We start from the raw sequence: 24,770 nt of genomic DNA, 5'->3' as shown, positions 1-24,770 counted from the left end.
CATGCCACCTCGCCCCGGCCGGTCCGTGCTGATTGCGGTACGTGTCCGTAACGTGACTCGGGCCGAATCTGGCACTTGTTAGAGAAGGCGTCAATAGGGCGGGACGCGGAGCCCTGGATCACGTCCCGTAACTCTCAAGCAGGGGATCCCTTACGGGCCCCTACACCTGAGGTCTGACGCGAAGACGGCTCTGAGGTCTGACGATTTCCGTGGCGTGCGTCACTACTTTCGAATACGTGACTGTGATCGCGACCGAAAGCCTGAGCAAGCGGTTCCCCCGGGTGACCGCGCTCGACCGGCTGTCCGTGGACGTCGGGCCGGGTGTGACCGGACTCGTCGGTGCCAACGGAGCCGGCAAATCAACGCTCATCAAGATCCTTCTGGGTCTCTCCCCCGCCACGGAGGGCCGCGCCGAGGTGCTCGGCCTCGACGTCGCCACCAAGGGCGCCGCCATCCGTGAGCGCGTCGGCTACATGCCGGAGCACGACTGCCTGCCGCCCGACGTCTCGGCCACCGAGTTCGTCGTGCACATGGCCCGCATGTCCGGCCTGCCACCGACGGCCGCCCGCGAGCGCACCGCGGACACCCTGCGTCATGTCGGCCTGTACGAGGAGCGCTACCGACCCATCGGCGGCTACTCGACCGGCATGAAGCAGCGCGTCAAGCTCGCCCAGGCCCTCGTCCACGACCCGCAGCTGGTCTTCCTGGACGAGCCGACCAACGGCCTCGACCCGGTCGGCCGCGACGACATGCTGGGCCTTATCCGCCGCATCCACACCGACTTCGGCATCTCCGTCCTGGTCACCTCCCACCTCCTGGGCGAACTGGAGCGCACCTGCGACCACGTCGTCGTCATCGACGGCGGCAAACTCCTGCGCTCCAGCTCCACCACCGACTTCACCCAGACCACGACGACCCTCGCGATCGAGGTCACCGACACCGACGAGCACCCCGACGGCACCCGCGCGGTCCGCGAGGCTCTCCACGCGCGCGGGGCCGACGTCCTGGACGCCGACAGCGGGCTGCCGGGCTCGGGCCACATCCTGCTGCTGACCGCGCGGGGCCAGGAGACGTACGACCTGGTGCGGGACGTGGTCGCCGACCTCGGCCTCGGCCTGGTGCGCATGGAGCAGCGCCGGCACCACATCTCCGAGGTCTTCAAGGACAGCGACGCGCAGCGGAAGGAGGCCGTCGGGCATGGCGGTTGAGCACTCCGTCCCCACCCCGTCGGGTGGGGACCAGACTCGCATCCACAACATCGGTTACCGCAGCTACGACGGCCCGCGCCTGGGCCGCTCCTACGCCCGCCGCTCCCTCTACTCGCAGTCCCTGCGCGGCGCCTACGGCCTCGGCCGTTCGGTGAAGTCCAAGGTGCTGCCCATGCTGCTCTTCGTGGTGATGTGCGTGCCCGCGGCCATCATGGTCGCCGTCGCGGTCGCCACGAAGGCCAAGGATCTGCCGCTGGACTACACGCGCTACGCGATCGTCATGCAGGCCGTCATCAGCCTGTACGTCGCCTCGCAGGCCCCCCAGTCCGTCTCGCGCGACCTGCGCTTCAAGACCGTGCCGCTGTACTTCTCGCGGCCGATCGAGACCGCCGACTACGTTCGCGCCAAGTTCGCGGCGCTCGCCTCGGCGCTGTTCATCCTCACCGCCGCACCGCTGCTGGTGCTCTACGTGGGGGCGCTGCTGGCCAAGCTGGACTTCGCCGACCAGACCAAGGGGTTCGCCCAGGGACTCGTCTCGGTGGCCCTGCTGTCCCTGCTCTTCGCCGGGCTCGGCCTGGTCGTCGCCGCGGTCACTCCGCGCCGCGGCTTCGGCATCGCGGCCGTCATCGCCGTCCTGACCATCTCCTACGGCGCGGTCTCCACCCTGCAGGCCATCGCCGACGCCCAGGGCAGCACCGGTGCGACCCCCTGGATCGGCCTGTTCTCGCCGATCACGCTCATCGACGGGGTGCAGTCCGCCTTCCTCGGCGCGAGCTCGGCGTTCCCCGGCGGGATAGGCCCCTCGAACGGGGAGGGCGTGGTCTACGTCCTCGTCGCCCTGGGCCTGATCGCCGCCAGCTACGGCCTCCTGATGCGCCGCTACCGGAAGGTGGGAATGTGACCACGCTCTCCCTCGACCACGTCTCCCGCTGGTTCGGCAACGTGGTCGCCGTCAACGACATCACCATGACCATCGGCCCCGGCGTCACCGGCCTGCTCGGCCCCAACGGCGCCGGGAAGTCCACCCTCATCAACATGATGGGCGGCTTCCTCGCCCCGTCCACCGGCACCGTGACCCTCGACGGCCAGCAGGTCTGGCGCAACGAGCAGATCTACCGGCACATCGGCATCGTCCCCGAGCGCGAGGCGATGTACGACTTCCTCACCGGCCGCGAATTCGTCGTCGCCAACGCCGAGTTGCACGGCCTGGGCGCCAAGGCCGCCCAGAAGGCGCTGGCGACGGTCGAGATGGAGTACGCGCAGGACCGCAAGATCGCCACGTACTCCAAGGGCATGCGCCAACGCGTCAAGATGGCGAGTGCCCTGGTCCACGACCCGTCGCTGCTGCTGCTCGACGAGCCCTTCAACGGTATGGACCCGCGTCAGCGCATGCAGCTCATGGAGTTGCTGCGACGCATGGGCGACGAGGGCCGCACGGTGCTGTTCTCGTCACACATCCTCGAAGAGGTCGAGCAACTCGCCTGGCACATCGAGGTCGTCGTCGCGGGACGCCATGCGGCCAGCGGTGACTTCCGCAGGATCCGCCGCCTGATGACCGACCGCCCGCACCGCTATCTGGTGCGCTCCAGCGACGACCGCGCTCTCGCGGCCGCGCTGATCGCCGACCCGTCGACCTCCGGCATCGAAGTCGACCTCGCCGAGGGCGCGTTGCGCATCCAGGCCGTCGACTTCGGCCGCTTCACGGTCCTGCTGCCGAAGGTGGCGCGCGACCACGGCATTCGCCTGCTCACGGTCTCGCCGTCCGACGAGTCCCTCGAGTCCGTCTTCTCGTATCTCGTCGCGGCGTAGGAGGCCGAAGATGTACGACCCCACTGTCGCCCGGCTCACCTACCGTGCCCTGCTCGGCCGCCGCCGAGCCCTCATCCTCGGCGCACTGCCGCTGCTGCTCATCGTGATCTCCGTGGTAGTGCGCGCTCTGGCCGGCGCCGACGACCAGACGGCGTCCGACCTGCTGGGCGGGCTCGCGCTCGCCACCATGGTGCCGATCATCGGCGTCATCGCGGGCACCGGCGCGATCGGCCCGGAGATCGACGACGGCTCCGTGGTGTACCTGCTGTCCAAGCCGCTCAAGCGGCCGACGATCATCTTCACCAAGCTCATCGTCGCTATAGCGGTGACCATGGTGTTCTCCGCGCTGCCCACGCTGATCGCCGGGTTCATCCTCAACGGCAACGGCCAGCAGATCGCCGTCGCCTACACGGTGGCCGCGCTGGTCGCGTCCATCGCCTACGCCGCGCTGTTCCTGCTGCTGGGCACGGTGTCCCGGCACGCGGTGGTCTTCGGACTCGTCTACGCCCTCGTCTGGGAGGCCCTGTTCGGCTCCCTGGTGCCGGGCGCGCGCACGCTCAGCGTCCAGCAGTGGTCGCTGGCCGTCGCCGACAAGGTCGCCGGCGGAGACCTCGTCACCTCCGACGTGGGGTTGACGACGGCGACGGTCCTGCTGGTCGCGGTGACCGTGCTGGCCACCTGGTACGCGGGACAGAAGCTGCGGGCGCTGACGCTGGCGGGCGAGGAGTAGGCGCCCACGGACTTCTTGACGGCGGCTTCACCTCTGTCCGGGCACACTGGGCAAAGGGGATACGACGGGAAGGGACGCCTGGGAGGGCGGAGATGGCGGACGAGGCGGCGCAGTACGACGGCCGGGAGCGCGAGGGCGGCCGCGGGCGGTCCGGGGACGGGGACGGCCGCATGGACCGGTCCCCGGACGGGACGTGGGACGACCTCGTGCTCGACGAGGACTTCATACGCGCCGCCGAGACGTCCGAGCCGTCCGCCCGCGCCCGGATGCTCACCGCCCGGTGGCGCACCGAGGAGCCCGAGCCGCAGCCGTGGCGCTCCGACGAACCGCCTGCGGGCTGGTTCTTCAGCAAGGCCCGCCGGCGACGGTGGCGGCGCCGGTAGGTGCCGTACGGCGCCCTTGGCCCCGCCTTCCACACCGGCTCCGCCCGCCATGAAGTCCCCTTCTTCGTACGGCCGTTTTATTCGGTGGCGTCCAACTCGTTCGGCGGGCAGAGTCGTTGTGTCCGCAGCGCCGGGACGGAACCGGCGTCAGGTACTGGGAGAGGAGCGGGACGATGTCCATGCACGGCAGTTCGTTCTGCTCCCGTCAGGGCAGCCCGCGGCGGGCTCCGGAGTAGTTACCCCTCCTTGGAGCTCGCCCCGCACGGGGAGCTGCCCGGGGCGGCCGCTTCGAGCACGCGATGTCGCTCTCGCGTGAGGCCGCCCACCCGGAGGATTGGCCGAGTGGTAAGGCACCGGCTTGCTAAGCCGTGGTCGGGTCTGAAAAGCCCGCGCACGTTCGATTCGTGCATCCTCCGCGAGACGTTGTCACTGGGACCGGGCCGGGTTCTTGGCCCGGGGTAAGGCGAGAAGGGCCCGGGGTGGGCCGGGCTGCCGGGGTCGCTCAGCCGTGTGGGTGCGGGAGCGTCGTGGCTGGTCGCGCAGTTCCCCGCGCCCCCGATCGCCTGCGGCGATCGTTGGGCCCCGCAGCCCGCAGCCCGCAGCCCGCAGCCCGCAGCCCGCAGCCCGCAGCCCGCAGCCCGCAGCCCGCAGCCCGCAGCCCGCATTGCCTGTGGGTGAGTGGCTCGCCTGGTCCCGCCGACCGCAGCCCGCATTGCCCGTAGACGCAGATCGCGTCGCTCCTGGACCGGCTGGCACGGGTAACCCGTCGGCCGCAACCCTCACAGGCCGGCCCTCGCAGGCCTTAATCACCGCAGACCACAACCCCACAGGCCAGCCCCCGCAGGCTTTGACCCCCGCAGGTCACAACCCCCGCGTGCCACGACCCCCAGACCACACCACTTCCGGACAACAGCCTCCCAGACCACAGCCCAGGTGGCCCCCGGCCCGCAGCTCTAGCTCAGCAGCCTCTCCAGGACCACCGCGATTCCGTCCTCCTCGTTCGAGGACGTCACCTCGTCGGCCACGGCCTGGAGTTCCGGGTGGGCGTTGGACATGGCTACGCTCCTGGCGGCCCAGGCGAACATCGGGATGTCGTTGGGCATGTCGCCGAAGGCGATCGTGTCGGCGGCCTTCAGACCCAGGCGGCGGGCGGCGAGGGACAGGCCCGTGGCCTTGGAGAGGCCGAGGGGGAGCAGTTCGACGATGCCCGCGCCGGCCATGGCGACGGTGACGAAACCGCCCGCGGCCTGGCGGGCCGCCTCGGCCAGCTCGTCGTCCGACAGCTCGGGATGCTGTATGTAGATCTTGTTCAGCGGGGCGGACCACAGGTCCGAGGCGTCCGTGAACGGCGTCGCCGGAAGCCTGCCGGTGACCGCGTATCCGGGGCCGACCAGCACCTCCCCCTCCAGCCCGTCCCGGCTCGCCGCCAGGTACAGCGGGCCGACCTCCGCCTCGATCTTGGCGAGCGCCACGCCGGCCAGCTGCCGGTCCAGGGTCACCGAGGTCAGCAGGCGGTGCGTGCCGGCGTGGTAGACCTGGGCGCCCTGGCCGCAGACCGCCAGACCGTCGTAGCCCAGGTCGTCGAGGATGTGCCGGGTCCAGGGGACGGCGCGGCCGGTCACGACGATGTGGGCCGCCCCCGCCGCGGTGGCCGCGGCGAGGGCGTCACGGGTGCGCTGTGAGATCGACTCGTCGGAGCGCAGCAGCGTCCCGTCGAGGTCGGTCGCGATCAGCCGGTAGGGGAAGCGCGGGGCAGCGGCCTTTTCCTCGGCCCGGCTCACTTGGCCACCGGCTCCAGGACCTCCCGGCCGCCGAGGTACGGGCGCAGCACCTCGGGCACGCGCACGGAGCCGTCGGCCTGCTGGTGGTTCTCCAGGATCGCCACGATGGTGCGCGGTACGGCGCACAGGGTGCCGTTGAGCGTGGCCAGCGGGCGAACCTGCTTGCCCTCGCGGACACGGATCTGCAGACGGCGGGACTGGAACTCGGTGCAGTCCGAGGTCGAGGTCAGCTCGCGGTACTTGCCCTGGGTCGGGATCCACGCCTCGCAGTCGAACTTGCGGGAGGCCGAGGAGCCCAGGTCGGCGGAGGCGACGTCGATCACGCGGAACGGCAGTTCGAGCGAGGTCAGCCACTGCTTCTCCCACTCCAGCAGGCGCTGGTGCTCGGCCTGGGAGTCCTCGGGAGTGACGTACGTGAACATCTCGACCTTGTCGAACTGGTGTACGCGGAAGATGCCCCGCGTGTCCTTGCCGTGCGAGCCGGCCTCACGGCGGAAGCAGGGCGAGAAGCCCGCGTAGCGCAGCGGCAGGCGATCGGCGTCGATGATCTCGTCCATGTGGTACGCGGCGAGGGCGACCTCGGAGGTGCCGACGAGGTAGAGGTCGTCCTTGTCGAGGTGGTAGACGTCCTGGGCCGCCTGGCCGAGGAAGCCCGTGCCCGCCATGGACTGGGGGCGCACCAGCGCCGGGGTGAGCATCGGCGTGAAGCCCGCGGCGGTGGCCTGCGCGATCGCCGCGTTCACCAGCGCGAGCTCCAGGAGCGCGCCGACGCCGGTGAGGAAGTAGAAGCGGGAGCCGGAGACCTTGGCGCCGCGCTCGACGTCGATCGCGCCGAGGAGCTGGCCGAGTTCCAGGTGGTCCTTGGGGGCGAAGCCCTCGGCGGCGAAGTCGCGGATGTCGCCGTGCGTCTCCAGCGTGACGAAGTCCTCCTCGCCGCCGACGGGTACGTCGGGGTGGACGAGGTTGCCGAGCTGGAGGAGCAGCTCCTGGGTCTCGTTGTCGGCCGCGTCGCGCTCGGCGTCGGCCGCCTTGACGTCGGCCTTGAGCTGCTCGGCGCGCTTGAGCAGCTCGGCCTTCTCGTCCGCGGAGGCCTTGGGGATGAGCCTGCCGAGCTGCTTCTGCTCGGCGCGCAGCTCGTCGAAGCGGACGCCGGACGACCTGCGCCGCTCGTCGGCAGACAGGAGAGCGTCGACGAGCGCGACGTCCTCTCCACGGGCGCGCTGGGACGCGCGCACACGGTCGGGGTCCTCACGGAGCAGGCGAAGGTCAATCACGTGCTCAAGGCTACCGGTGCGGGGTTGCGACTCACGACTCACTATTGCCGAACACGCCTTGCCTTCCGTTATGGGTTAATTGCCCTGTGTGTTCCTGCGGCCCATACGCGATCCGTCGGGTCAAGGAAAAGGTGTCTCACTCGCTGGAACGGGGCGGGCGCGGGGCGCCGGGTTGACCCGATTTCCTTGCGGCGAGCGGGATTTGAGGGGCCCGTTGTCCACAGGAATCCGCCCTCGAGGAAAGTTATCCACAGGCTGTGCGAAAGATCTGTGGACATCGGAATTGATCATTCCGAGAGGCGCTCACTGGACGGGTAATTCCTTGGTCAAACCCTTCCCGTGCCCACTTTCGGGTGGAAATGGGTAGCCCCAAAGGATTGATCGAAGGAAACGGGTGGACGAAGGGTGATCTGTCGGACCGGAGCCGCACTTGAGCGCTGTAGGGCGATTTGTCGACTGGATGGTGCTTCGTTGTCGACTTGTCCCCAGGTCGAGAACCCGCCCTGTGGATAACTTCTGTGGATAACGAAGATATGCAGGTAGGACTGGCTAGAAACGGCCGTCCTGGCAGCGCGCCACCCAGTCCGCCGCCGCCACGAACTCCTCGTCCGAGGTCCCCGGCAGCGGAGCCAGTATGTCTGCCGCGGTCACCTGCGCGCGCGGGTACGACCCGAGGAATCGCACGTCGCGGCAGATCCGCTTGAGCCCCGTGAGCGCCTCGGCCATGCGGCGGTCGGTGATGTGGCCGGCGGCGTCGATGCAGAAGCAGTAGTTGCCGATGCCGGCGCCGGTCGGCCGGGACTGCAGCACCATGAGGTTGATGCCGCGGGTCGCGAACTCGCCCAGCAGGTCGCGCAGGGCGCCCGGATGGTCGTCGCGCTGCCACAGCACGACGGACGTCTTGTCGGCCCCGGTCGGCGCCGGGGGCCGGGCCGGACGGCCGACCAGCACGAAGCGCGTCTGCGCGTTCTCCGCGTCGTGGATCTCGGTCTCCAGGGCCTCCAGGCCGTACCGGGCGGCCGCGAACTCACCCGCGAAGGCGGCGTCGTAGCGGCCCTCCTGCACCAGGCGGGCGCCGTCGGCGTTCGAGGCGGCCGACTCCCAGACCGCGTCCGGGAGGTTCGCCCTCAGCCAGTTGCGCACCTGCGGCTGCGCGGCGGGGTGGGCGGTGACCGTCTTGATGTCCGACAGCTTGGTGCCGGGCCGGACCAGCAGCGCGAAGGTGATCGACAGCAGCACCTCGCGGTAGATCATCAGCGGTGTGCCCGCGACCAGCTCGTCGAGGGTGGTGGTGATCCCGCCCTCGACGGAGTTCTCGATCGGCACGAACGCGGCCTCGGTCTCGCCGGTGCGCACCGCGTCCAGGGCGGACTGCACGGAGACGTAGGGAATCAGCTGCCGGGTGGCCGTTTCGGGCAGCGTGCGCAGGGCGACCTCCGTGAAGGTGCCCTCGGGGCCGAGGTACGCATAGCTCGCTGGCATGACCTCACCCTAACGGCCCTTGTGGAACGGGAGCGCACGCGTTTCACGGCCAGCCGCTCACGCGAGTGAATCCGCGTGACCCGAACCCGGCGTGTCTCATCCCTCCAGCAACCGCTGCCCCACGTACTCCCCCTCCGCCGCTCCGCCCGGCACCGCGAACAGCCCGCTCGCCTCGTGGCGGATGTACTTCGACAGCGCGTCCCCCCGGTCCAGCTTGCGCTGCACCGTGACAAAGCCGCGCAGCGGGTCCGCCTGCCAGCAGATGAACAACAGCCCCGCGTCCGGCACCCCGTTCGCGTCGATGCCGTCGTGGTAGGAGAACGGCCGGCGCAGCATCGCCGCGCCCCCGTTCTGGTCGGGGCGCGTGATCCGGGCGTGGGCGTTGAGCGGGACGACGAGATCGCCGTTGGCGTCGGTCTTCTCCAAGTCCATCTCGGTCGTCTCGGTGCCCCCGGACAGCGGCGCCCCGTCGGACTTCCGGCGCCCGATGACCTGCTCCTGGGCCTTGACCGACAGTTGTTCCCAGTCGTCGAGGAGCATGCGGATACGGCGTACGACGGCATAGGAGCCGTGGGCCATCCAAGCCGGGTCGGGTGCACCGGACGCCGGCACGAAGATCCGCTTCTCGAAGTCGGCGTCGGTCGGCTTGGGGTTGCGGGTGCCGTCCATCTGGCCCATGAGGTTGCGGGCGGTCATGGGGTGGGCGGTGGCGCCCGGCGTGCGGTTGAAGCCGTTCATCTGCCAGCGGACCTTGGCGGCGCTCCCCGCGTCCTTCTGGATCGCGCGCAGGGCGTGGAAGGCGACGAGGGCGTCGTTCGCGCCGATCTGCACCCACAGGTCGCCGTTGCTGCGGGACTTGTCGAGCTGGTCGGAGGAGAAGTCGGGCAGCGGATCCAGGGCGACCGGGCGCTGCTTCTCCAGGCCGGTGCGGGAGAAGAAGCTGTGGCCGAAGCCGAAGGTGATCGTCAGCGAGGACGGGCCCGCGTCCCGGGCCACGTCCGTGTCGTCGTGCGGTGCCGCCTCGCCCGCCATCAGCCGCCGGGCCGTCTCCGACCAGCGGCGCAGCAGCGCGGCGGCCTCCTTGCGGCCCGCGCCGGCCGCGAGGTCGAAGGCGACGAGGTGGCCGCGGGCCTGGAGGCCCTGGGTGATGCCGGGCTGATGTTTCACGTGGAACATCACCCGCCCGGATCCGATCGAGGACAGCGGGGTCGCCTGCGCGGGCGCGGCGGCATACCCGGCGGCCCCGCCCGCGGCGCCGAGCACGAGCCCGGTGGCGCCGGCGGTGCCGAGCAGTTTGCGCCGGGTCAGACCCCCGGGAGGGGAGGACTCCCCGGAGGCGGCCTCAGGGGCGGCCTCGGAGGGACGGACCGTCGGAATGGACTGGTCAGGCATGTGCGGTTCAGCCGATCTGCGCGTTCTTGGAGACGGTCACCTGGTCGATGTCGGAGGTCCGCACGGTCACGGCGATCTTCCACTCGCCGGCCATGGGGAGCTGCACTCCGTTCGCCGACCAGTGACCGGTGGTGATGTGGTCGGGGACGACGGGCAGCGGCCCGATGTTCTTGGCCTCGAGGGTGAAGGCGATCTTCACTTCGGGGACGTCGAAGGCGCGGCCGTTGGGACGGGTGACGTAGACGTGCATCTCGTTGGCGCCGGTCCGCGCGGGGTCGAGGTCCACGCTGACGACGCCCTTGCCGTCGGTGCCCCCGGTGTCGAAGGACATGTCGAGGGTCAGGGCCCCGGAGGCGGCCGACGAGGACGACGACGAGGCCGCCGTGGCCGCCTTGGCGTCCTGCTCGGTACGGCCGGGCTCGGTGGACGTCAGCGCGGTGGTGACGGCGAGCAGCACGACGGCGACACCGGCCTCGGCGAGCACCGAGCGGCGCAGGCCGAAGCGGTTCGGGTCGGCGTCGCGCAGCCGCTTCTGCCGCGCGGTCTCCACGGCGGCCCGCTGCCGGGCGAGCTGCGCGGCCCGCGCGGCGCCCCCGGAGCCGGAACCGGCCGCGGCCTGGCCGACGTCTGCCGGGTCGGCGCCCGCCTGTGCCGTCGCGGTCTTGCTGGAGGACGTCGTGCCGGTCACGGTCTCGCTGGAGGACGTCGTGCCGGTCGCCGTCTCCCCGGACAAGGCCTTCGCGGCGGCGGGCTCCTTCACCTCGGAGATCCCGGAGACCTCGGAGATCCCGGAGACCTCGGAGATCCCGGAGACCTCGGAGGTCCCGGATGCCTCGGCAACGGATGCCCCGGCAACTCCGGATGCCTCGGAAATCCCGGATGCCTCGGAAATCCCGGAGACCTCGGAAATCCCGGAGACCTCGGCGTCCGTCTTCGCCGCCTTTCCCTTCTCCTGCCCCTCTTTCTCCTGCCCCTCTTCTTCCTCCTGGCCCTCCTTCTCCCGCTTCTCCTCACGCGGGCCTTCCTGCTGGGAGGTCACCACCGTCTCCGTCAGCCGCGCCGTCCACCGGCGCGAGATCCAGGCCATGCCGACGAGCAGCGTCACCAGGCCGATCTTGACGAGCAGGAGCTGTCCGTAGCGGGTGTCGGTGAAGGCCGACCAGGAGCCGAGCTGACGCCACGACTGGTAGATGCCCGTCGCGACCAGGGTGAGGACGCTGCCGAAGGCGACCCGTGAGAACCGGCGGACGGCCACGGCCTCGACCGGCGTCTGCGACCGGTACAGCGTCACCAGGAGCGCGCACAGCCCGCCCAGCCAGGCGGCGACGGCCAGCAGGTGGAGGACGTCCACCGGCATCGCGATACCCGGCTGCAGTCCGGTGGAGGCGTGCTCGGCCATCGCCCAGCTCGCCGCGAGCCCGGCGGCGACGACCGTACCGCCGATGGCGAGCCCGAAGGTCAGGTCCCGCTTCTCCTCGTCCTCCCGCTTGTCGTACGCGCCGAAGAGCACGGCGATGAACAGCGCGGCGGCGGCGAGCAGCAGCAGCCGGGAGACCAGCGCGGCGCCCGTCTTGGTCTGCAGCACCTGCCCGAGCAGGTCGAGGTCGAAGACGTCACCCACCTTCCCCGAGCCGGTGTAGGAGCCGCGCAGGAGCAGCAGGAACAGGGTGGCCGCGGTGAGCGCCAGCCAGCCGGAGACCACGAGCCGCTGCACGGCCCGCACCGCGGTGCCACGCGGCCAGCAGGCCAGCACGAAGGCGGCCCCGCCGACCATGACGATGAACCCCGCGTACGACAGGTACCGCCCGAACCCGTACAGCCCGCCGACGACACCCCCGCCGGCTTCCTGGCCGGCGACAGAGACGCTGGTCTTGGAGGGGGAGCCGATGGAGAAGGTGTAGGCACCGGCGACGGGGTGGCTGTCGGCGGACACCACCTGGTAGGTCACCGTGTACGTGCCGTCGGGCAGCCCCGAGTGCAGTCGCACGGCGTAGGTCGTACCGCTGACGCTGGACGGCTTGCCGGTGTCGACGCGGTTGCCCTTGGGGTCGAGGACGCGCAGCGAGTCGCCGCCCATCGCGACCTGCTCGGAGAAGGTCAGCGACACCCGCGTGGGCGCCTTGTCGACCACCGCCCCCTGCGCGGGGTCGCTGCCGGTCAGCGCGGCATGCGCGGAGGCCGGCCCGGCGCCGGCGAGGAGCGCGCCGGTGACGGCGACGAACAGCAGCACCAGCATCCGGACCCGGGGCACGAGGACCCGCGTCCGGACCCGGGGCACGAGGACCCGCGTCCGGACCGGGGGCACGAGGACCCGCGTCCGGACCGGGGACACGAGGACCCGCGTCCGGACCCGGGGCACGAGGACCCGCGTCCGGACCGGGGGCACGAGAGCCCGCGTCCGGACCGGGGGCACGAGGGTCCCCGTCCGGGCCCGGGGAGCGAGGGCCCGCAGGCGGAGTCTCGGGGCGGTGGTCTGGGTCAAGGCGGTCCCTCCCTCAGTGCCCGGTCTTCGGGATGTAGGTGGCGGATTCCACCGGCATCTCGACCTCGACGGTTCCGGACTCGGCGAAGTGCAGTTCCACGGTCACCTTCTCGCCCTGCTTCGGCTTGCGCTTCAGCTTCTCGAACATCAGGTGGTTACCTCCGCTGGCGAGCACGAGCCGGCCGTGGGCGGGGACATCGAGGGAGTCGGCCTCCTCCATGGTTCCGCCGACGGTCTTGTGGACGGTGACGCTGCCCGCGACGTCGCTGGTGACGGAGGTCAGCCGGTCCTTCGTACCGCCGTCGTTGGTGATCGTCAGGAAGCCGGCCGCCATGGAGCCGGAGACCGGCTGCGGCATGTAGGCGGCGTTCACGGACAGGTCGGCGGCGGTGTCGTCGGGGGCATCGGATCCGCAGCCCGCGAGGACGAGGGATCCGGTCAGTACGGCGGCGGCGCAGGCGGCGAACCGCCTCACGGCTTCTGTCCCTTGACGATCTTGGGCAGGTCCTTGGTGTAGTCGTCGACCGTGGCGTCCTCGCCGTAGAGGAGGTAGCCGCCGTTCGTCTTCGGGGAGAAGGCGATGACCTGGGTGCCGTGGGTGGAGACCAACTTGCCGTTCTTGTCCTTGTGCGGCGGCTCGATGGAGATGCCGAGGGTGCGCGCGGCGGTCTGGATGGTGGTGAAGTCGCCGGTCAGACCGACCGCCTGCGGGTCGATGCCCTTGAGCCAGGTGCCGAGCGCGGCCGGGGTGTCACGGTCCGGGTCGGTGGTGACGAACACGACGCGCAGGTCGTCCTGCTCGGCCTTGGGCAGCTGCTTCTTCGCCACGGCGATGTTGCTCATCGTCAGCGGACAGACGTCCGGGCAGTGGGTGTAGCCGAAGTACAGCAGCGTCGGGTGACCGGCGGTCTCCTTGCGGAGGTCGTACTGCTTGCCCTGGGTGTCGGTCAGCACCAGGTTCGGCTTGGTGAAGGGCTGGTCGAGCACGGTCGCGGCCTGCTGCGAGCCGTCCTCGGAGACGGCGGCGACGGGGCTGCTGGAGCCGCTGTCGCCACTGCCGCAGGCGGAGAGGGTGAGGGTGGCCGCGGCGAGCAGCGCGGCCGCGGCGAACGTCTTCTTGCGCATGGAGATGTGTCCCGGTGTGGTGAAGGTCGGTGGGTGCCGGGGCGGAGAGGCCCCCGGCACCCACCGCGGACGGCCTGAGTCAGGAGGCGTCGCCGGTCTCGGTCCGGCGGCGGCCGGCGAGCACGCCGTACGCCACGCCGGCGGCGCCGACGACGATGCCGACGGTGCCGAGGACGCGGGCGGTGGTGTCGCTGCCGCCGGAGGAGTCGGACGCCTCGGTCGTGGCGGCGGCGGCCTCGGCGTCATCGGAGTCGGACCCGTCGGAGGCGTCCTCGGCGGACGAACCGTGGGAGTGGCCGTCGGCCGCGTCGGACAGGGTCAGCACCGGAGCCGGGTTCTCGGGCTCCTCGGCGCCCTTCTCCTGGACCTCGATCCAGCGCACGACCTCCTTGTTGGAGTACGTCTGGATCGCCTTGAAGACGACCTCGTCGGCGTCCTCGGGCAGCACGCCCACGGAGACCGGGAACTGCTGGATGAAGCCCGGCTCGATGCCCTTGTCCTCGGCGGTCCAGGTGACCTTGGAGACCGCCTCGGTGATCTGCCGTCCGTGCACCTCCAGCGGCTTGGCGAGCTTGCTCTTGGTGACCGCGATCTTCCAGCCGTCGATCGCCTGCGGCAGCACCGAGGAGAGCGGGTGGTCGGTCGGGAAGTTGATCTCGAGCTTGGTGGTCGAGGCGTTGTCGCGCTCGTTGGGGACGCGGAAGTTCACGACGGCGTAGCCGCCCTTGGCGGCCGTGCCCTCCGGCTGCACGGTGACGTGCGCGAAGGCGGGCGAGGACAGGACGAGGACGGCGGAGCCGGCGACCGCAGCGGCGGCGGCGAGACGAGAGACCTTCATGACGGCGAAAGCACTCCACTCTGAGTGAGGTCTGACGGTGAGGAGAGGCGGGGGCACGGAAGACGTGCGCACGCGCGCGTGCCGCACGACGGCGGCCGCTCCCCCCCCGTGTGTGGTGGAGTGCTGGTCGCGTCGTGTCAGGCAGCGAGGACGAGTGCGGCGGCGGCCGGCGGGCCGCGCCTGATCACCGTGTGCTGGAGTGCGTCGGCAGGCGGTTCGGGGGGTGTGGGCAGCGCGGCGCGCGGGGCGCGCGGGCCCCACTCAGGCGCGGCGGGCAGCCCCGCGAGCAGGGCGCGGGCCAGTGCGAGCGCCCCGCGCAGGGATCGTATGAGCGCGCCCTGCGCGACGCCGTGCGCCGACAGGTCCATCAGTCGCAGCAGGGCGGCGTCGCCGCGCCGCAGCAGCCAGCCGGCGGCGACTGCCGCGAGGACGTGGCCGAGCAGCATCGGCAGGGACGGCAGCAGCGACGCCGACGAGCCGGCCGTGGCCAGGGCGTCCCCGGGATGGTGCAGGGAACCCGTGGCCGTGTCGTTGACACTGCCGGTGCCGCTGCCGTTCCCGTAGACCCGCGCCTCGATGAGGATCCGCTGCGCCTGGGCGGGGCTGATCGCCGCCGCCGTGGTCCCGCACAGCAGCCGTGCGGCCCGTTCGACCAGCGCGGCGTCGGAGACGGTCGTCGCCGTCGACGCCACGGCCGCCGTGCCGTGCTGTCCGAGTCCGAACAGCGTGTGCAGGGCGGTCTGGCCGACGGCGAGCAGCGCGGCGATGCCCGGCAGCGACCGCTCGCGTCCGGCGAGCGGCGCCACGACCGCGAGGGCCCCGAGGAACCCGGCGCCCAGTGTCCACAGCGGAACCGTGGCGCAGGAGGCCATCGTGTGACCGGCCCCGGCCAGCACGACGCAGACCGCGGCGAACACCGCGGCCCGCAGCAGCCGGAGAGCACCTCCGGAGCGCGCCGTGCGCTGGTGGGGGTCAGTCATGGCGGGCTCATCATCGCACTGGCCTTACGACGCCCATACAGCAGGTCCACAACCTCCCGGGTGCAGGGAAGATCACCTTCTGGTGAGGACTGGTACGACTGGTGCTCCTGAGCCCCACATACACCGATTTCGTCTCGTCGCGCATCCCCCATATGGGCGGCCTCACGCGGAATTCGCGCTTACTTGCGGGGTGGGGCGGCAATACGTAACGGTATGTCGAGCCGCAGCCAGGAGGCTGGAGCATGAGCATCTGGTGGTCACTCCATTTGCGGCGCGAGGCCGCGAGCGTGCCGCTCGCCCGGCGCCTGTTGCTCGGCACGATGGAGACGGCGGGTGTCGACCCAGACGTCTCCTACGACCTCTCCGTCGCCCTGAGTGAGGCCTGCGCCAACGCCGTCGAGCACGGCGGGGACACGGCGCACGGCGGCTGTTCGGAGGCGTACCGCGTCACCGCTTACCTCGACGGCGAGAAGTGCCGCATCGAGGTCGCCGACTCCGGACCGGGTTTCAGCACCGAGCGCACGGTCCGTCCGGCCCGGGCCCACACCCACACCCACACCGACACCGAAGCCGAGGCGGGCCGCGGCCTGCACCTCATCGAGGAGCTCGCCGACCACGTCCACATCGGCAACAAGCCGGGACGCACCGGGGCGGTGGTGAGCTTCGACAAGATCCTGAAGTGGCGCAAGGGGGCCCCGCTGATCGCCGTGTGACGGGCAGTCAGGGGAGCAGCGTGCTCGCCATGACGCCGGGGCCGTCACTTGTCACCCGCGCCGGCCGCCCACCTCACCCAACAGTCGGCCGTTCCACGCCACCCAACAGTCGGTCGTCACTCGTCACCCGCGCCCGGCCGTCCCTCGTCACCCACAGCCGGCCGTCCCACGCCACCCACGCCCGGCCGTCCCACGCCATTCACAGCCGGTTCTCAGCCTTGGCTCATGTACCTGACGGGTGGCGTTTCTACATTCCGTGTCCATGACGGGAAACCACAAGAACAGGACCATCACCCGGCGCCGCGCCCTCGCGGTGACCGGCGGCACGGTCGCGGCCGGCGGGATCGCCGTCGCCGGGTACCAGTCGGCGTTCGCCGACACGGTGACGGAGGCGGAGGCGACCGCGTCGGCCTCGACCGGCAGCAGCTGCATGACGCTGATGTCGAGCGTCACGGAGGGGCCGTACTACCTCGATGGTGCCTTGGTGCGCAAGGACATCACCGAGGGCAAGAGCGGCGTCCCGCTCACCCTGCGGCTGACCGTCGTCGACGCCACCGACGGCTGCACCCCGGTCCCCGGCGCGGCCGTGGAGATCTGGCACTGCGACGCCTGGGGCTACTACTCCGGCTACACCACCGCCAACCCCGGCGGCTCGGCCCCCGCCGAGAGCGAGGACGGCTCCACCGCCAACGACAGCACCTATCTGCGCGGTTACCAGATCGCCAACGCCAACGGGGTCGTCAAGTTCGAGACGATCTTCCCCGGCTGGTACACACCGCGTACCTGCCACATCCACCTCAAGGTGCACACCGGCGGTCAGAAGGAGGACGGCACCTACGAGGGCGGCAAGGTCAACTACACCGGCCAGCTGTTCTTCGCCGACGACATCGCCGAGGAGATCTTCACGCTGGAGCCGTACGCGCGGCACTCCGGCAGCTACACGAGGCTCGACGACGACATGGTCTACGACGGCGGCGGCGCCTCCAGCGGTCTGCTCACCCTCCAGCCGGTCAAGAAGGCCGACCCGTCCAAGGGCTACAAGGGCTTCCTGACCATCGGCGTCGACCCGGACGCGGAGAACACCGGCGCGGGCGGCGGCGGTGGCGGCGAGGGCGGCACGCCGCCGGGCGACGCCCCGACCGGCGCCCCGCCGAGCGAGACCCCGTCGGCCTCGGCGTCCTCCTGAGGTACGGCCATGACGAGCCGTGAGGAAGAGGCGCTCGCGCAGGCCGCCGTGGCCGCGCTGACCGGGCAGCTGGCCCTGGCCCCCAAGCCCGGGCTGCCCGACCCGCGTGATCTTGCCGCTCGCGCCACCCGCGTGGACCACCGTGCCCTGCGCTGGTCGGCCAAGGCGCTCGCACCCGGCCTCGCGGCGATGGCCGCCGCCGCCCGCCGCACCGGCGAACCCTCGCCCCGGCTCCGCGCGGAACTGGGCGCGATCGGGCGGTCCACCGAACACTCGGTGGGCCTGGCCGGCGGCGGGCACCGAGGCGCGCTCTGGACGCTCGGCCTGCTGGTCGCGGCGGCCGCGCTCGACCCCCGCGCGCGGGGCGCCGACGTCGCCGCCACCGCCAAACGGATCGCCGCACACACCGACCGAAACGCCCCACGACGCCCGTCCCGGGGGTCCACGGTCTCGGCGAAGTACGGCGCGGCCGGCGCCCGCGGCGAGGCCCGGGCCGGCTTCCCGCACGTCCGCCGCGCCCTGGACACGCTCGCCCGGACCCGCTGTGCCGGAGCCACCGAGGCACAGGCCCGCCTCGACGCCCTCCTCACCGTGATGTCCACGCTCCAGGACACCGAACTCCTCCACACCGCGGGGCCGGCGGGCCTGCGCCACGTCCAGGCGGGTGCCCGCACGGTCCTGGAAGCGGGCGGTACGTCGACGGAGGCGGGCCGCGAGGCCCTCTCCGCCCTCGACGCGGACCTGCACGCGCGCGCGTGGAGCCCTCGGGGGAGTGCCGGCCTGCTGGCGGGGGCGCTGTTCGTGGACTCGCTGCCGGTCAGCGCGGTGATGCGGGCTGCCTGAGGTGGTGCGGGCTGCATCACCCCGTACGGGCTGCGTCACCCCGTACGGGCTGCGTCATCTCGTACGGGCTGCCTCACCTCGTACCGGGTGCGTGATCTCGTCCGGAGCCGGGGCTGTCGGGTGGCCCGCCGCCCGCGCCGGGCACATTCCCGGTCGCGGGCGGTACGCCGACGAGAAGGCCGGCCGCGAGGCCGTGTCGTGCACGCGCGCGTACGCGATCCGCCGGTCGACGCCCCGCGGGAACTCCTCAACCACGCGGCGGGTTCCCCGCCATGACGCGGCAGATTCCCCGTCATGACGCGGCAGGTTCTCCGCAACAAACGCTGCAGATGCTCCGCCACGACGCGGCAGCAACTCGCTGCCGGTCAACCGACCGGCACGGGCCGCCTGACCTCGCCGTTCCCCCGGACGGCGGCCGCCCGGCGCGCCGCCGGCCCCATCGCGTACGACGCTGCCAGCGTCACCCCGCCCAGCAGAAGCCAGCCCGGGGTGCCCCACTCCACCAGCAGCCAGGTCAGCACCAGCGGGCCCGTGGTGCGGGCGACGGTGACGCCCGTGCCGAAGAAGCCCTGGTACTCGCCGACGCGATCGGCCGGCGCCAGATCGAACGACAGTTGCCAGGAACCGGCCGACTGCCCCATCTCCGCCGCCACCTGAAGCACCGCCCCCAGCACCAGCACGCCCGCCGCCACCCCGGGAGAGGCGCCCGCCGACAGCGCGAACACCGCGCACGCGGCGCACATCACCCACCCCGAGCGCCGCACCGTGCGCGTGGCGCTGTCCAGGCCGGTGACGCCGCGCGCCGCCCGCACCTGGAAGACGGTCACCGCGGCGGTGTTGAGCACGAACAGCGCCGAGACCAGCCACGCCGGCGCCCCCGTCCGTGAGGTGATCCACAGCGGCAGGACGAGACTGAGCAGCGGCAGCCGCAGCAGCAGCACGGTGTTGAGGAGCGCGACGAGCGCGTACGGCCGGTCGCGCAGCACACCGAGGCCGCCGCCACGCGGGCGCACCGGGACCGGCGCCACCCGGGGCAGTCCGAGCAGCAGCAGCGCGCACACCAGGAAGCTCACCGCGTCGACCACGAACACGGCGAGGTACGCCGTCCGCGTCCCGGTGTGCAGCGCGAGCCCGCCGAGCCCGGCCCCCACCGCCAGACCGGCGTTGAGCGTCGCCTGCAACCGCGCCAGCAGCCCGGTCCGCTCCCCGGCGGGCACCAGCCCCGCCAGCAGCGCCTGCCGGGCCGCCGCGAGCCCCGACTGCGCGGCCGCGTACCCGCAGGAGACCAGCACGAACGGCACGAACCCGCGCACGAGCGTGAACGACGCCACCGCGAGCCCGGTCGCCAGCGCCAGCACCACCGCCGTGCCGCGCGGTCCGCGCCGGTCGGCCAGCCGTCCCAGCGGCACCCCGGCCAGCGACCCGGCCGCCCATCCGACGGTCAGCCCGAGCCCCACGCGCGCGGGGGAGAGACCGGCGATCTGGGTGAAGTACAGGGCGGACGTGGTGTAGTACGCGCCGTCCCCGACCGAGTTGCTCAACTGGGCCAGGGCGAGAAGCCGTTGCGGGGCAGCCTTGGTCATGCCCACGAAGCTAGAGGCCCAGTGGATCTTCCGACAGCACCAATGGCCTGCCGTATCAGTGGCCCAATCAGCCCGCCAACGACGCCCGGAGCCCCTGGAGCCCTGGAGCCCCTGGGACTGCTGGTGCCCCTGACCCTTCGACAGCCTGAAGCCGCACCGAGCCCGCGGCGACGCCGCACATCAGGCCGTGCTCAGCCCCCGTCCAGCACCTTAGCCAGCACATCCAACGCCTCCGGATACACCCGCTCCCGGGGCGTCCCGTAACCGACCACCAGGCCCTGCGGCCGTCTCTCACCGCCCTCGCGCGAGGGCGGGTGCGCGTGCCAGTGCTCGCCGAGCCGCCCGACCGCAAGGCCCTCCGCCTCCGCGCGCGCCAGCACCGCCTCCTCGTCGTCGACCTCCACCAGCGCGTGCAGCCCGGCCGCGATCCCGCGTACGCCCCGGCGCGCGCCCAGCCGGTCCAGGAGCAGGTCCCGGCGGCGCCGGTAGCGCAGCCGGCACGCGCGCACATGGCGGTCGTAGGCGTGGCTGTCGATCAGTTCGGTGAGCGCCAGCTGGCCGATGGACTCGGTGTGGTGGTCACTGTGCAGTTTGACGTCGGCCACCGCGTCGACCAGGTGCGGCGGAAGCACCATCCAGCCGAGCCGCAGCGCGGGCCCGAGGGTCTTGGAGGCGGTGCCCAGGTAGACGACCTCCCCCGGCGCCATCCCCTGGAGCGCGCCGACGGGCTGGCGGTCGTAGCGGAACTCCCCGTCGTAGTCGTCCTCGATGATCAGCCCCCCGCGCGCGCGTGCCCAGTCCGTCAGCGCCCGCCGCCGCTCCGGATGCAGGGTCACACCGGTCGGGTACTGGTGCGCGGGCGTGACCACCACGGCCCCGAGGTCCCCCAGCTCACGGGCGCACACCCCCCGCTCGTCGACCCGTACCGGCACCACGTCCGCGCCGTTGCGCCGCACGACCTCCCGGTGGAACGGCAGCCCGGGGTCCTCCATGCCCACCCGCGCGCCCTCCAGCACGCGCGCGAGCAGCGCCAGCCCCTGCACGTACCCGGAGGTGACCACGATCCGCTCGGGCGGCGCGACGACCCCCCGCGCCCGCCCCAGATACCCGGACAGCGCCGTGCGCAGCTCTATGCGCCCCCGCGGATCCCCGTAGTCGTACGCCAGTGAGGGCGCCGTCGCGATGGCGCGGCGCAGCGCCCGCAGCCAGGCCGCCGCCGGGAACGCCCCGACGTCCGGACTGCCGGGCCGCAGATCGAAACGCGGCTCACGCGCGCGTGCGTGGGCGCCCGGCGGTTCGGTGGCGACGGACGGCAGCGCGGCGACCCGGGTGCCCGACCCCTGCCGAGCCGTCAGATAACCCTCGGCGACGAGCTGGTCGTACGCGGCCTTCACGGTGTTGCGCGATATCCCGGTCTCGGCCGCGAGCCGCCGGGTGGCCGGCAGCCGCGTCCCGGGCGCCAGTCGCCCGTCCCGCACGGCGTCGCGCAACGCCCGCTCGAGCCCGGCCCGCCGTCCTTCGCCCGCGTCGGCCTCGAGATGCAGATCCACCCCGGCCAGGAACTCGTTCACGATCCCCCCTCGTGACCACCGCGCCCCCGAGGGGCGCGAGGCTCGCGTCCATGTGCGGCTGGGCCGCGTGGGCGCGGCCAACCACCCACTACCCGCGGACCGCGGACAAATGGCCGGGCACCACGCGGTACCCGGCCATGAACCCCACCTCAGCCCGTCAGGGACGCCATCCAGGCCTCGACCTCGTCGGACCGCCTCGGCAGCCCCGCCGACAGGTTCCGGTTCCCGTCCTCCGTCACCAGGATGTCGTCCTCGATCCGGACACCGATCCCCCGGTACTCCTCGGGGACGGTCAGGTCATCGGCCTGGAAGTACAGTCCCGGCTCGACCGTCAGCACCATGCCGGGCTCCAGCACGCCGTCCACGTACGACTCGGTCCGCGCGGCGGCGCAGTCGTGCACGTCCATGCCGAGCATGTGCCCGGTGCCGTGCAGCGTCCAGCGCCGCTGGAGACCGAGCTCCAGCACCCGCTCCACGGGCCCCTCGACGAGCCCCCACTGGACGAGCCGCTCGGCCAGCACCCGCTGGGCGGCGTCGTGGAAGTCCCGGAACTTCGCGCCCGGCCTCACCGCCGCGATCCCGGCCTCCTGGGCGTCGTACACGGCGTCGTAGATCTTTTTCTGGAGCTCGCTGAACCGCCCGTTGACCGGCAGGGTGCGCGTGACGTCGGCGGTGTAGTACGTGTGCGTCTCGACGCCGGCGTCGAGCAGCAGCAGTTCGCCCGAGCGCACGGGCCCGTCGTTGCGCACCCAGTGCAGGGTGCAGGCGTGCGGCCCGGCCGCGGCGATGGTGCCGTAGCCGACGTCGTTGCCCTCCACGCGCGCGCGGAGGAAGAACGTGCCCTCGATGTAGCGCTCGGAGGTCGCCTCGGCCTTGTCCAGGACGCGGACCACGTCCTCGAAGCCGCGGACCGTCGAGTCGACGGCCTTCTGCAGCTCGCCGATCTCGAAGTCGTCCTTGACGAGGCGGGCCTCGGAGAGGAAGACGCGCAGCTCCTCGTCGCGTTCGGCCGTGACCTTGTCGGTCAGCGCGGCCTCGATGCCGGCGTCGTGACCGCGGACCACGCGCACCGGGCCGGTGGCCTCGCGCAGCGTCTCGGCCAGCTCGCGCACGTCGGAGGCGGGGATGCCGTACAGCTTCTCCGCCTCGGTGAGGGAGTGGCGGCGGCCGACCCACAGCTCGCCCTGGCCGGACAGCCAGAACTCGCCGTTCCCGCGGTCGGAGCGCGGCAGGAGGTAGATCGTCGCGACGTGGCCGTCCCCCTTGGGCTCCAGGACCAGGACGCCGTCCTCGGTCTGGTTGCCGGTGAGGTACGCGTACTCGACGGAGGCGCGGAAGGGGTACTCCGTGTCGTTCGAGCGGGTCTTCAGGTTGCCCGCGGGGATCACCAGGCGCTCGCCCGGGAAGCGCGCGGAGAGCGCGGCCCGGCGGGCGGCGGTCTCGGCTGCCTGGGCGATCGGCTCCAGGTCACGCAGCTCCGTGTCGGCCCAGCCGGACGTCATGTTCTCGGCGAGCTCGTCGGACACGCCCGGGTACAGGCCGTTCTTGCGCTGCTTGATCGGCTCTTCGGTCTCTTCCGGGGTCTCCGGGTTGAGCTCTTCGGCCACGGTCATCCTCCTCGGTACGGCGCTGGACCCCCTCCATCGTACGGTCGCCCGGAAGGGGGCTCAGGGCCCGAGGACCTCTTACCTCGGCTCAGCCCGGCCTGCTCGCCCCGCGTTCGCGTCCTACTCGAAACGCGCCGCCAGCAGCACCACGTCCTCCGTGCCGCCCGTGGCGTCCTGCTCCTGCGGCAGCATCGTCCGCAGCACGTGGTCGGCGATGGCGCCCGGGTCGTGCCTCAGCGCCCTGGGGACGCCGGCGGCGGCCGCGTGCAGCCGGGCGAAGGCGCGGTCGACGGGGTCGCCGGTGCGGTGCAGCAGTCCGTCGGTGTAGAGCAGGAGGGTCTCGCCGGGCTCCGTCTCCAGTTCCACGCTCGGCGCCTCCCAGCAGGCGAGCATGCCCAGCGGCGCGGAGACGGAGGTCTCGACGAACTCCGTGCGCCGCGCGCCGACCAGCAGCGGCGGGCAGTGGCCGGCGCCGGCCAGGGTGATCTTGCGCAGCGCGGGCTCGCAGTAGGCGAACAGGGCGGTGGCGGAGCGGGCGGGCTCGGTCAGCCGCAGCAGCAGCTCCAGGTCGGACAGGACGGCGACCGGGTCCTCGCCCTCCATCACGGCGTACGCCCGCAGGGAGGCGCGCAGCCGGCCCATCGCGGCGACCGCGCTCGGCCCGGACCCGGTGACGGAGCCGACGGCGAGGCCCAGGGCCGCGTCCGGCAGCGGCAGCGCGTCGTACCAGTCGCCGCCCGCGTGCGGGCCGGTGCGGTGCCGGGCGGCGAGCTGGACGCCGGCCACCCTCGGCAGCCGCGAGGGCAGCAGTTCCTCCGCCATCGTCGCCAGGCACGCGCGCGTGCGTTCGACTTCGACGATCCGGGCGAGGTGCTCGGCGGCGTGGCGGACGTACAGGCCGACCAGGTGGCGCCGGCGCTCGACCGGTTCGGCGGGCTCGTCGTACAGCCAGACGGCGGCGCCCAGGCGCCCCGCGCCCTCGCCGGTGAGGGGCAGGGCGTAGCTGGCGGCGTAGCCGAGGCGGGCGGCGACCTCACGGTGGCGGGGGTCGAGGCCGTCCTCGGCGAACAGGTCGGGCTCGGAGATCTCGCCCTCGCCGCCGGGCAGTCCGTCGAGGATCCGGCCGAAGGACAGGGCGCTGCGCGGCACGGTCTCGATGTGGCCGAGATCGGCGCGGCCGAGACCGAGGCCGATCGTGGTGTCCGGGCCGAGTCCGTCGGCGGGTTCCAGGACGACGAGACCGCGCCGGGCGCCCACGAGGGCGGCGCCGGCGCGCAGCAGTTCCTGGAGGGCGTCGGACAGAGTGTCCGTACGGGCCAGTCGTTCGGTGAGTTCGTGGAGCGTGGTGAGGTCGGAGACCCAGCCGGCGAGACGGTCCTGGAGGAGGGCTCCCGCGCCGGGAGGAACCGGTGGGGCGGCCGAGGTGGCGGGCGCGGGCGCGACAGTGTGTGCGGGCGAGGGAACCGTTGAATCGATTCCGGCCACTTTCGGAGGGTGAGGGGCGTTCATGGTGTCCGGCTCTCGGACCGGTGCGTATTGCGCGAAAGCATCGCAAACCCCCATGTCGTTCTGCGCCGCTAGCAGTGTCTCCACATGTACACGCACTCGTGAGGAGATGTCCAGCATTGTCCTGCGGGTATTGCTGGTGTCCGTGGGGCCAGTGGGATTGTCGGGCACGCTGCTCCGGCTCCCTTGCGAAATAGCAAAGTTGGCTTAAAACTGACTCGGGTAACGGGTGATTGCGGTCGACTGGGCTTGCTCCACGGAGCGTCACAGCGGTCGT

Annotated in this window: 21 protein-coding genes and 1 tRNA gene; 9 read left to right on the top strand and 13 right to left on the bottom strand. The window is 71.9% G+C overall.

Features of this window, described 5'->3' with window-relative positions; genetic code table 11:
• Positions 1-242: 242 nt before the first annotated feature.
• The 6 genes from ACF1A1_RS05305 (at position 243) to ACF1A1_RS05280 (ending at position 4,546) form a co-directional block, all read left to right on the top strand.
• Positions 243-1,208 (top strand): ABC transporter ATP-binding protein, encoded by a 966-nt coding sequence (locus ACF1A1_RS05305; RefSeq protein WP_391646381.1) that lies wholly within the window; start codon positions 243-245, stop codon positions 1,206-1,208.
• Positions 1,198-2,109, top strand: coding sequence for an ABC transporter permease (locus ACF1A1_RS05300; RefSeq protein ID WP_391645648.1), 912 nt, complete (start codon positions 1,198-1,200; stop codon positions 2,107-2,109). Before ACF1A1_RS05305 ends, ACF1A1_RS05300 begins: the two co-directional genes overlap by 11 nt.
• Positions 2,106-3,017, top strand: a complete 912-nt coding sequence (locus ACF1A1_RS05295; RefSeq protein WP_391645646.1) for an ABC transporter ATP-binding protein — start codon at positions 2,106-2,108, stop codon at positions 3,015-3,017. Before ACF1A1_RS05300 ends, ACF1A1_RS05295 begins: the two co-directional genes overlap by 4 nt.
• Before the next feature lie 10 nt (positions 3,018-3,027).
• Positions 3,028-3,747 carry an ABC transporter permease subunit gene (locus ACF1A1_RS05290; RefSeq protein ID WP_391645644.1) on the top strand — a complete coding sequence of 240 codons (720 nt, stop codon included), beginning with the start codon at positions 3,028-3,030 and terminating at the stop codon, positions 3,745-3,747.
• 92 nt (positions 3,748-3,839) lie between these two features.
• The gene (locus tag ACF1A1_RS05285; protein WP_391645642.1) at positions 3,840-4,130 is read left to right on the top strand and encodes a hypothetical protein; all 291 of its coding nucleotides are present in this window, start codon (positions 3,840-3,842) and stop codon (positions 4,128-4,130) included.
• 328 nt (positions 4,131-4,458) lie between these two features.
• Positions 4,459-4,546: transfer RNA gene (locus ACF1A1_RS05280), tRNA-Ser, on the top strand.
• Positions 4,547-5,083: 537 nt separating this feature from the next.
• Here the strand turns inward: ACF1A1_RS05280 and ACF1A1_RS05275 are convergent.
• The 9 genes from ACF1A1_RS05275 to ACF1A1_RS05235 all read right to left on the bottom strand — a co-directional run bounded on the left by ACF1A1_RS05275 (position 5,084) and on the right by ACF1A1_RS05235 (position 15,484).
• The gene (locus tag ACF1A1_RS05275) at positions 5,084-5,911 is read right to left on the bottom strand and encodes an HAD family hydrolase (RefSeq protein ID WP_391645640.1); all 828 of its coding nucleotides are present in this window, start codon (positions 5,909-5,911) and stop codon (positions 5,084-5,086) included.
• Positions 5,908-7,185 carry a serine--tRNA ligase gene (gene serS, locus ACF1A1_RS05270; RefSeq protein WP_391645638.1) on the bottom strand — a complete coding sequence of 426 codons (1,278 nt, stop codon included), beginning with the start codon at positions 7,183-7,185 and terminating at the stop codon, positions 5,908-5,910. Before serS ends, ACF1A1_RS05275 begins: the two co-directional genes overlap by 4 nt.
• A 549-nt stretch (positions 7,186-7,734) precedes the next feature.
• On the bottom strand, positions 7,735-8,667 hold the full coding sequence (pheA, locus tag ACF1A1_RS05265) for a prephenate dehydratase (RefSeq protein ID WP_391645636.1): 933 nt from the start codon (positions 8,665-8,667) through the stop codon (positions 7,735-7,737).
• 96 nt (positions 8,668-8,763) lie between these two features.
• A complete protein-coding gene (gene efeB, locus ACF1A1_RS05260) occupies positions 8,764-10,059 on the bottom strand; it encodes an iron uptake transporter deferrochelatase/peroxidase subunit (protein WP_391645634.1) in 1,296 nt (431 codons plus the stop codon).
• 7 nt (positions 10,060-10,066) lie between these two features.
• On the bottom strand, positions 10,067-12,295 hold the full coding sequence (locus ACF1A1_RS05255; protein WP_391646379.1) for a copper resistance CopC/CopD family protein: 2,229 nt from the start codon (positions 12,293-12,295) through the stop codon (positions 10,067-10,069).
• A gap of 259 nt (positions 12,296-12,554) precedes the next feature.
• On the bottom strand, positions 12,555-13,016 hold the full coding sequence (locus tag ACF1A1_RS05250) for a copper chaperone PCu(A)C (protein ID WP_391645632.1): 462 nt from the start codon (positions 13,014-13,016) through the stop codon (positions 12,555-12,557).
• Positions 13,013-13,666, bottom strand: coding sequence for an SCO family protein (locus ACF1A1_RS05245; RefSeq protein WP_391645630.1), 654 nt, complete (start codon positions 13,664-13,666; stop codon positions 13,013-13,015). The genes ACF1A1_RS05250 and ACF1A1_RS05245 overlap by 4 nt, the downstream gene beginning before the upstream one ends.
• Positions 13,667-13,745: 79 nt before the next feature.
• Positions 13,746-14,504, bottom strand: coding sequence for a YcnI family protein (locus tag ACF1A1_RS05240; RefSeq protein ID WP_391645628.1), 759 nt, complete (start codon positions 14,502-14,504; stop codon positions 13,746-13,748).
• A 137-nt stretch (positions 14,505-14,641) separates the two neighbouring features.
• Entirely contained in the window at positions 14,642-15,484 is an 843-nt protein-coding gene (locus ACF1A1_RS05235; RefSeq protein WP_391645626.1) for a hypothetical protein, read from the bottom strand.
• 242 nt (positions 15,485-15,726) lie between these two features.
• Here ACF1A1_RS05235 and ACF1A1_RS05230 point away from each other — a divergent pair, with 242 nt between their 5' ends.
• The 3 genes from ACF1A1_RS05230 to ACF1A1_RS05220 all read left to right on the top strand — a co-directional run bounded on the left by ACF1A1_RS05230 (position 15,727) and on the right by ACF1A1_RS05220 (position 18,226).
• Positions 15,727-16,197 (top strand): ATP-binding protein, encoded by a 471-nt coding sequence (locus ACF1A1_RS05230; protein ID WP_391645624.1) that lies wholly within the window; start codon positions 15,727-15,729, stop codon positions 16,195-16,197.
• Between the two features lie 262 nt (positions 16,198-16,459).
• Entirely contained in the window at positions 16,460-17,383 is a 924-nt protein-coding gene (locus ACF1A1_RS05225) for an intradiol ring-cleavage dioxygenase (RefSeq protein WP_391645622.1), read from the top strand.
• A gap of 9 nt (positions 17,384-17,392) precedes the next feature.
• A complete protein-coding gene (locus tag ACF1A1_RS05220; protein ID WP_391645620.1) occupies positions 17,393-18,226 on the top strand; it encodes a triphosphoribosyl-dephospho-CoA synthase in 834 nt (277 codons plus the stop codon).
• Between the two features lie 365 nt (positions 18,227-18,591).
• Here the strand turns inward: ACF1A1_RS05220 and ACF1A1_RS05215 are convergent, their stop codons facing one another.
• From ACF1A1_RS05215 to ACF1A1_RS05200, 4 genes are all read right to left on the bottom strand, one after another.
• Positions 18,592-19,809 (bottom strand): MFS transporter, encoded by a 1,218-nt coding sequence (locus tag ACF1A1_RS05215; RefSeq protein WP_391645618.1) that lies wholly within the window; start codon positions 19,807-19,809, stop codon positions 18,592-18,594.
• 191 nt (positions 19,810-20,000) lie between these two features.
• The gene (locus ACF1A1_RS05210) at positions 20,001-21,380 is read right to left on the bottom strand and encodes a PLP-dependent aminotransferase family protein (protein ID WP_391645616.1); all 1,380 of its coding nucleotides are present in this window, start codon (positions 21,378-21,380) and stop codon (positions 20,001-20,003) included.
• Between the two features lie 149 nt (positions 21,381-21,529).
• Positions 21,530-22,987 carry an aminopeptidase P family protein gene (locus ACF1A1_RS05205; protein WP_391645614.1) on the bottom strand — a complete coding sequence of 486 codons (1,458 nt, stop codon included), beginning with the start codon at positions 22,985-22,987 and terminating at the stop codon, positions 21,530-21,532.
• Between the two features lie 120 nt (positions 22,988-23,107).
• Positions 23,108-24,613, bottom strand: a complete 1,506-nt coding sequence (locus ACF1A1_RS05200) for a PP2C family protein-serine/threonine phosphatase (protein WP_391645612.1) — start codon at positions 24,611-24,613, stop codon at positions 23,108-23,110.
• Between the last annotated feature and the right edge of the window lie 157 nt (positions 24,614-24,770).

The sequence above is a fragment of the Streptomyces sp. NPDC014995 genome (assembly GCF_043080745.1).
Classification (GTDB): domain Bacteria; phylum Actinomycetota; class Actinomycetes; order Streptomycetales; family Streptomycetaceae; genus Streptomyces.
Note: the sequence above shows the minus strand (reverse complement) of the source record. Positions and strands in the feature narration are given on the sequence as shown.